Source organism: Bacteroides sp. 43_46 (assembly GCF_001915455.1).
Lineage (GTDB): Bacteria > Bacteroidota > Bacteroidia > Bacteroidales > Bacteroidaceae > Bacteroides > Bacteroides caccae.
In genome coordinates this window covers 1-2,680 of the sequence record NZ_MNQN01000010.1, presented here as the reverse complement: position 1 = coordinate 2,680, position 2,680 = coordinate 1, and the positions used below count along the sequence as shown (strand labels likewise).

The following is a 2,680-nucleotide window of genomic DNA, read 5'->3' as shown; positions in this document are numbered from 1 at the left end:
ACTTATGCGACTCAAATTCTTTTTTCTTTCAGAAACTGATATTCCTTACTTATCCCAAGTAAGATTTGAGCAATTTACTACGATTACTTTGTCTAAGTCTTCTAATTGCTTTTTCTTTAATCTGACGAACGCGCTCACGTGTGAGGCCAAACTTATCGCCGATTTCTTCTAATGTCATTTCCTGTTGTCCGATACCAAAAAACATCTGAATGATTTCTTTTTCTCTATCGGTTAACGTAGAAAGAGCTCTATCAATTTCCCTCGCAAGAGACTCATTAACCAGAGAGCGGTCCGCCATTGGCGAATCATCGTTCACCAACACATCCAACAGGCTGTTATCCTCTCCTTCCACAAAAGGCGCATCCACCGAAATATGACGGCCGGACACCTTCAGCGTATCAGAGATTTTATCAACCGGAATTTCCAGTTCATCTGCCAACTCCTCAGGAGACGGACGCCGCTCGTTTTCCTGTTCGAACTTGGAGAAGGCTTTACTGATTTTATTCAGCGAACCGACCTGGTTCAACGGGAGACGAACAATACGCGACTGCTCTGCCAATGCTTGCAGAATACGTGTTTCATCAAACTTTTCGGCAGCCTTAATCAGTCCTAAATTGCCTTCATTAATCAAGTCAGGCAAACTCAAACCCTGGTTCTGGTACTGTTTGGCCACAGATACGACGAAACGAAGATTGGCACGTGTCAATTTTTCCAATGCTACACGGTCACCCTTACGAATGCGTTGAGCGAGTTCCACTTCTTCCTCAACAGTAATCAGGTCTTCACGGCCGATTTCCTGCAAATACTTATCAAGAGAAGCGCTCTCTCTGTTAGTGATACTTTTGGTAATCTTTAGTTGTCTCATTCTTTAAAAACAGATTTGGAGTGCAAAGTTACGACAAATAATTTGTTAACATACAAAATTAAGTAACTTTTACACTATATTTTTCTACTAATAAAACAAAAAGAGATGCCGGCAAGTTGATTGACGGCATCCTTTTTCTATTTCATTAGCTTATCCTGTAATCTTATTACCTTATTTTACACCTTATTCCTGAGTCAAATCGACGGCGAAGTATCCACGTTTGCCTGACGGGAAGACACCGGTCAAGAACAATACCTGGTTCGGAGACTTAACTGCAGCCTTCATTACTTCTTCCAGATCGCTGACTTTACGCATCGGCTGGTCGTTAGCTTTCAGAATGATAAATCCTTTGCGAACTCCTGCATCCGACATCTTACCGGAGGAAACTCCCGTTACTTGCAACCCATAGCCCAGATTCAATTGTTTTTTCAAATCATCCGGCAATTCTTTGAAAGCAGCTCCCAGGATTTCCATACCTGCATCCTTCACAATCTTGGTAGTACCCTGTTCGTTCTTCAACGTTACTTCAACGGTCTTTTCTTTCTTGTCACGGATCAGTTTCACTTTCACTTTGTCACCCGGACGATGTTTAGCGATAGCTTCCTGCAAGTCAGCCATGTTGGACACCTTCTTATTATCCAAACCGATGATTACGTCGTCTACCTTGATGTCAGCTCCTGACGCAGAACCGTTTTCTACGATTTCGGAAACCCATACACCTTCTACTACACCCAGTTCCTTCGCTTTATCTGCCAATGTCTTACCGGAGTTGTCAATCGGCTGACGGTCGTCCATTAGACTACTACCAATAGAACCACCACGGATACCGAGCAATGCACGTTGTACTGTTCCATATTGTTTCAAGTCGGCGATGACCTTTGTCATAATACTGGTCGGAATGGCAAAACCATATCCTGCGTATGCACCTGTGGGAGAAGAAAGTACGGAGTTGATACCTACCAATTCGCCTTTCGCATTCACCAGTGCGCCACCACTATTACCTTGGTTGATCGCAGCATCCGTCTGGATGAATGATTCTATACCATTATTATATACTCCCAACGAACGGGCTTTTGCACTTACGATACCGGCAGTTACAGTAGAATTCAGATTGAACGGGTTACCTACCGCCAATACCCACTCTCCTACCTTCAAAGCTTCAGAATCTCCTACCGGAATAGTCGGAAAATCATCGCCTTCGATTTTCACCAGTGCAAGGTCAGTGCTGGGATCGGTCCCAATCACACGTCCTTTGAACTCACGGTTATCATTCAGTTTCACACTGATTTCATCCGCACCATCAATCACGTGATTGTTCGTTACGATATATCCGTCTTTAGAAATAATCACCCCCGAACCGAATCCTACACGGGGCTGAGTTTGCACCTGACGTTGCTGCCCGCGTCCGTCTCCAAAGAAGAAATCAAAAATATCCGGCGCTTGCTGAACCGTTCTTGTTTTAGCTTCCTGAGTAGACCTTATATGTACGACAGCATGAAGCGAATTTTCCGCAGCTTGAGTCAAATCGACAGGTTGAGCGTTTACCGCGTCAAAAGCAGCCAATTTGACATTGGGATTCTGCTTGAACATCTCATTAAAAGATGTCTCTGTAGCAGCCTCGTTAGATTGCAACAATTTGTAAGTTGTCAATCCTGCAACTCCTGAGCTAAGAAGAACGATAGCTCCTACTCCCAGAATGTTCTTTGTTGTCTGTTTCATGATTTATAATTCTTTAAAATGTTAATATTCGACATTGTTTTAACTTTTACGACGTTAAAATAATAACAAATATCGTTCACTTATTCTACTTGTCAC

2 protein-coding genes are annotated in these 2,680 nt (G+C 43.1%); both read right to left on the bottom strand.

The genetic code is table 11. The features are described from left to right. Positions 1-49 precede the first annotated feature (49 nt). Positions 50-865 carry a sigma-70 family RNA polymerase sigma factor gene (locus tag BHV72_RS00295; protein ID WP_286853341.1) on the bottom strand — a complete coding sequence of 272 codons (816 nt, stop codon included), beginning with the start codon at positions 863-865 and terminating at the stop codon, positions 50-52. Between the two features lie 183 nt (positions 866-1,048). Beyond that, a complete protein-coding gene (locus BHV72_RS00290) occupies positions 1,049-2,584 on the bottom strand; it encodes a trypsin-like peptidase domain-containing protein (protein WP_005678199.1) in 1,536 nt (511 codons plus the stop codon). Positions 2,585-2,680: the final 96 nt, after the last annotated feature.

What these genes read in the sequence shown, in the direction of transcription:
- BHV72_RS00295 (WP_286853341.1), bottom strand. Translation starts at nt 865, where the DNA reads ATGAGACAACTAAAGATTACCAAAAGTATCACTAACAGAGAGAGCGCT.
- BHV72_RS00290 (WP_005678199.1), bottom strand. Translation starts at nt 2,584, where the DNA reads ATGAAACAGACAACAAAGAACATTCTGGGAGTAGGAGCTATCGTTCTT.